At 60.7% G+C, this 5,450-nt stretch carries 3 protein-coding genes; 1 reads left to right on the top strand and 2 read right to left on the bottom strand.

Annotation, left to right across the window (positions count from 1 at the left end):
• Window positions 1–99: 99 nt before the first annotated feature.
• Entirely contained in the window at window positions 100–1,581 is a 1,482-nt protein-coding gene (gene gltX / locus HU811_RS24310) for a glutamate--tRNA ligase (protein WP_186658511.1), read from the bottom strand.
• A gap of 231 nt (window positions 1,582–1,812) precedes the next feature.
• A complete protein-coding gene (gene uvrB, locus HU811_RS24305; RefSeq protein WP_186658510.1) occupies window positions 1,813–3,828 on the bottom strand; it encodes an excinuclease ABC subunit UvrB in 2,016 nt (671 codons plus the stop codon).
• 332 nt (window positions 3,829–4,160) lie between these two features.
• Between uvrB and HU811_RS24300 the strand changes: the two genes are divergently transcribed.
• Entirely contained in the window at window positions 4,161–5,357 is a 1,197-nt protein-coding gene (locus tag HU811_RS24300) for an amino acid aminotransferase (RefSeq protein ID WP_092400383.1), read from the top strand.
• Window positions 5,358–5,450 lie beyond the last annotated feature (93 nt).

Raw genomic sequence — 5,450 nt, 5'->3', positions numbered from 1 at the left:
GAGCGAAGCGAGGCTGCGATCTTTCCCCAGCTAATTGAATCTCAAGCGAATGATAAAAAGATCGCAGCCTCGCTTCGCTCGTCAGCTCCTACAGGGCCATCAGGCAATCGCGCCCAGCAGTTTTTCCCACTCCTTGTTCTCCTTCTTCGACACACCACCGAGCAGATCGATGGCCTGGCGCAGACGGAAGCGGGTCAGGTCCGGGCCGAGGATCTCCATGGCATCGAGTACCGACACCGAACTGGCTTGGCCAGTAATGGCAGCGAACATCAGCGGCATGGCATCACGCAGTTTCAGCTCCAGCGATTCGACCACGGCCTGGATGGTCGCAGTGATGCTGTCCTTTTCCCACTGACGCAGACTTTCAAGTTTCCACAGGATCAATTGCATCAACTGGCGCACCTGATCACCGGAAAGTTTCTTGGACTCGAACAGCTTGGCATCCGGGGTCACGCCACCGGCAAAGAAGAAGCCGGCCAGGGGGGCGATCTGGCTGAAGGTTTCCACCCTGCCCTGCACATGGGGAGCGATTTTCATCATGTACTCAGGGTTCAATGCCCACTTTTGCACCCGTGCGGCGAACTCTTCTACCGGCAGGTCACGCAACCACTGACCGTTGAGCCAGGAAAGTTTCTCGACATCGAAGATCGGACCACCCAGCGACACCCGCGACAGGTCGAAGTGCTCGACCATTTCCTGCAGCGAGAACTTCTCGCGCTCGTCCGGCATCGACCAGCCCATGCGCCCCAGATAGTTGAGCATCGCCTCGGGCATGAAGCCCATGCGTTCATAGAAGGTCACCGACGTCGGGTTCTTGCGCTTGGACAATTTGCTCTTGTCCGGGTTACGCAGCAGCGGCATATAGCACAACTGCGGTTGTTCCCAGCCGAAGTATTCATAAAGCAGGATCAGTTTCGGCGCCGACGGCAGCCACTCTTCACCGCGCAGGACGTGGGTGATGCCCATCAGGTGATCGTCGACCACGTTCGCCAGAAAATACGTTGGCAGGCCGTCGGTCTTCATCAGCACTTGCATGTCCATGCGATCCCACGGGATCTCGACGTCACCGCGCAGCATGTCCGGCACCACGCAGACGCCTTCGGTCGGCACCTTCATGCGGACCACATGGGGCTCGCCGGCGGCCAGGCGACGGGCGACTTCTTCCTTGGACAGCAGCAGCGCGCGACCGTCGTAGCGCGGGGTTTCGCCGCGAGCCATCTGCTCGGCGCGCATCTGGTCCAGCTCTTCGGCAGTGCAGAAGCACGGGAAGGCGTGGCCCATGTCCACCAGTTGCTGGCAGTACTGCTTGTAGATATCGCCGCGCTCGCTCTGGCGATATGGGCCATGGGGGCCGCCAACGTCAGGGCCTTCGCTCCAGTCGATGCCCAGCCAGCGCAACGCGTCGAAAATCTGCTGTTCGGACTCGCGAGTCGAACGCAACTGGTCAGTGTCCTCGATCCGCAGGATGAACTCACCGCCGTGCTGCTTGGCAAAGCAATAGTTGAACAAAGCGATGTAAGCGGTGCCGACATGGGGATCGCCAGTGGGCGAAGGCGCGATGCGGGTGCGGACGGTGGTCATGGCATGTCTCGGAAAGAATATAAAAGCGAAGATGAAACAGAGGGCGAATGGTAACAGGCGAGGGTGGGCGGGCTCCAGTGAGAGGGGGATTTGTGTGGCACCGGTCAGACCGACTCACCTTCAATCGCGAGCAGGCTCGCTCCCACAAGGGACCGCGTCCGGCCTGGACAACTCGGTCAGTTGTGGGAGCGAGCCTGCTCGCGATGAGGCCATTACAGTCGCCACAACACCTCAGACAGTCAGCAACCGCTCGCGTAGCTTGCCAATCTCGTCACGCAACTGCGCCGCGGCTTCGAACTCCAAGTCCCGGGCCAGTTGGTACATTTTCTCTTCCAACTGACGGATACGCTTGCTGATTTCGCTCGGCGAGCGCAGTTCGGCTTCGTAACGGGCGCTCTCTTCGGCGGCCTTGGCCATGCCCTTGCGCTTCTTGCTGCGCGAGCCGGGCACAGTGGCGCCCTCCATGATGTCGGCGACGTCCTTGAACACCCCTTTTGGCGTGATGCCGTTGGCCAGGTTGAAGGCAATCTGTTTATCGCGACGACGCTCGGTCTCGCCGATGGCCCGCTCCATGGAACCGGTGATACGATCGGCATAAAGAATCGCCCGGCCGTTAAGGTTACGCGCCGCCCGACCGATGGTCTGGATCAACGAACGCTCGGAGCGCAGGAAACCTTCCTTGTCGGCGTCCAGGATTGCCACCAATGACACCTCCGGCATGTCCAGGCCTTCGCGCAGCAGGTTGATCCCCACCAGCACGTCGAACGTACCCAGGCGCAGGTCGCGAATAATCTCGACCCGCTCCACCGTGTCGATGTCCGAGTGCAGGTAACGCACCCGCACACCGTGGTCGGCCAGATAATCAGTCAGGTCTTCGGCCATGCGCTTGGTCAGCGTGGTGACCAGCACCCGCTCCTCCACTGCCACTCGTTTGGAGATTTCCGAGAGCAGATCATCGACCTGAGTCAGCGCCGGGCGCACCTCAACCTGTGGATCGACCAGCCCGGTGGGCCGCACCACCTGTTCGACCACCCGGCCGGCATGCTCGGCCTCGTAGTTGCCTGGGGTGGCGGAGACGAAAATCGTCTGCGGACTCACACTTTCCCATTCATCAAAGCGCATCGGCCGGTTATCCAGCGCCGAGGGCAGGCGGAAACCGTATTCCACCAGGGTTTCCTTGCGGGACCGGTCGCCTTTGTACATGGCCCCGACCTGGGGCACGCTGACGTGGGATTCGTCGATCACCAGCAAGGCATCGGCCGGCAGATAGTCATACAACGTAGGCGGTGGCGCGCCCGCCGGGCGACCCGACAGGTAGCGCGAGTAGTTTTCGATGCCGTTGCAGTAACCCAGCTCCAGGATCATCTCCAGGTCGAATCGGGTCCGCTGCTCCAGCCGCTGGGCTTCCACCAGTTTGTTGTTCGACCGCAAGTATTCCAGGCGCTCCTGCAGCTCAACCTTGATCCCCTCGATAGCGTCCAGCAGGGTTTCCCGGGGCGTCACGTAGTGGCTCTTGGGGTAGAAGGTGAAGCGCGGCAGCTTGCGGATCACCTCACCGGTCAGCGGATCGAACGCCGAAATGCTCTCCACTTCGTCATCGAACAGCTCGATGCGGATCGCCTCCAGGTCCGATTCGGCCGGGTAGATGTCGATCACATCGCCACGGACCCGGAACGTTGCCCGGGCGAAATCCATGTCGTTGCGGGTGTATTGCAGGTCCGCCAGGCGGCGCAGCAAGGCTCGCTGGTCGAGCTTGTCGCCGCGATCAACGTGCAAGACCATCTTCAGGTACGTTTCCGGGCTACCCAGACCGTAGATGCACGACACCGTAGTGACGATGATCGCGTCCTTGCGCTCGAGCAATGCCTTGGTGGCCGAGAGCCGCATCTGTTCGATGTGATCGTTGATCGAAGCATCCTTCTCGATGAAGGTGTCCGACGACGGTACGTAGGCCTCGGGCTGGTAGTAGTCGTAATAGGAGACGAAGTACTCCACCGCGTTATTGGGGAAAAACGCCTTGAACTCGCCATACAGCTGCGCCGCCAGGGTCTTGTTCGGTGCCAGCACCAAGGTCGGGCGCTGCACCTGGGCAATCACGTTGGCGATGCTGAAAGTCTTGCCCGAGCCTGTCACACCGAGCAGCGTCTGGTGCGCCAGCCCGGCCTCGATGCCTTCGACCATCAGGCGAATGGCTTCCGGCTGGTCGCCGGCGGGCTGGAATCGGGTGACTAGCTGGAATTCAGACATAACATAACCTCTGGGTTCACCCCTGTCGGCCAGCCAACAGGAACGAGAAAGACCGAAACGACTGATGTCGCCCGAGGAAAAAACTGGGATTCGTACAATGTGGAGGTGAATGCCTTCGCTTTCAAGACGAACGTCCTACACGCCTTGAAGTCTTTGACGCCGCCAGGGGACTAACGGTCGAAAAAAAACGAAAATACTTGCCTTAAAAACCGATTCGCCTGTCGCCGCGCCCGGTGATGGCCTCTATACTAGCTCCCCGTTTGTGCACCGCTCTAGTGCATTCGGCTGGAGCGCTACACGTCCCCCCACACTCCATTCAGAGCCGCGCAATAATGAGCCTGTTTTCCGCTGTCGAATTGGCACCACGCGACCCCATCCTGGGCCTCAACGAAGCATTCAACGCCGACACCCGTACCAATAAGGTCAATCTGGGCGTGGGTGTTTACTGCAACGAGGAGGGGCGCATTCCACTTCTGCGCGCCGTTGTCGAAGCCGAGACGATCCGCGTGGCCCAACACGTTTCCCGTGGTTACCTGCCAATCGACGGCATTGCTGCCTACGACCAGGCGGTCCAGACCTTGTTGTTCGGCAAAGACAGTCCATTGATCGCCTCCGGTCGCGTCATCACCACCCAAGCCGTGGGCGGCACCGGCGCACTGAAGATCGGTGCCGACTTCCTCAAGCAACTGCTGCCTGACGCCGTCGTGGCCATCAGCGATCCAAGCTGGGAAAACCACCGTGCGCTGTTCGAAACCGCCGGGTTCCCGGTGCAGAACTACCGCTACTACGACGCCGCCACCCATGACGTGAACCGCAGCGGCCTGCTGGAAGACCTCAACGCCCTGCCCGACCGATCGATCGTCGTGCTGCACGCCTGCTGCCATAACCCCACCGGCGTGGACCTGAGCCCCGAGGACTGGAAAAACGTGCTGGCCGTGGTCAAGGCCAAGAACCACGTTCCATTTTTGGACATGGCTTATCAGGGCTTTGGCGACGGGATCGACGAAGACGCCGCCGCCGTGCGCCTGTTCGCTGAGTCGGGCCTGACCTTCTTCGCGTCCAGCTCGTTCTCCAAATCGTTCTCGCTGTACGGCGAGCGCGTTGGCGCCCTGTCGATCGTCAGCGAGTCGAAAGAGGAAAGTGCCCGGGTACTGTCCCAGGTCAAGCGTGTGATCCGCACCAACTACTCCAACCCGCCGACCCACGGCGCCAGCATTGTCGCGGCCGTGCTCAACAGCCCGGAACTGCGGGCCCAGTGGGAAGCGGAACTGGCAGAAATGCGCCTGCGGATTCGCGGCATGCGCAACCAGATGGTGGACATGCTGGCTAAAGCCGCTCCGCAGCGGGATTTCAGCTTCGTCGCACGCCAGCGCGGGATGTTTTCCTACTCCGGCCTGACCGTTGAACAAGTGACGCGCCTGCGCAACGAGTTCGGCATCTATGCCCTGGACACCGGCCGCATCTGCGTGGCCGCGCTGAACCAGAACAACATCGATGCGGTGACCAAGGCTATTGTTCAGGTGATCTGAAGGTCGTCGGGATGAAAAAAGGGAAGCCAAGGCTTCCCTTTTTTCGCAGTTCACACTGCCCCATGGCGAGGGAGCTTGCTCCCGCTGGGCTCT

It is taken from the genome of Pseudomonas tehranensis (assembly GCF_014268615.1).
GTDB classification, from domain to species: domain Bacteria; phylum Pseudomonadota; class Gammaproteobacteria; order Pseudomonadales; family Pseudomonadaceae; genus Aquipseudomonas; species Aquipseudomonas tehranensis.
The sequence above is the reverse complement of the archived record's forward strand: the minus strand, read 5'-3'. Positions and strand labels throughout refer to the sequence as shown.

Excerpts from the sequence above, each read along its gene's own strand:
- uvrB (WP_186658510.1), bottom strand. The coding sequence starts at position 3,828 with ATGTCTGAATTCCAGCTAGTCACCCGATTCCAGCCCGCCGGCGACCAG.
- gltX (WP_186658511.1), bottom strand. The coding sequence starts at position 1,581 with ATGACCACCGTCCGCACCCGCATCGCGCCTTCGCCCACTGGCGATCCC.
- HU811_RS24300 (WP_092400383.1), top strand. The coding sequence starts at position 4,161 with ATGAGCCTGTTTTCCGCTGTCGAATTGGCACCACGCGACCCCATCCTG.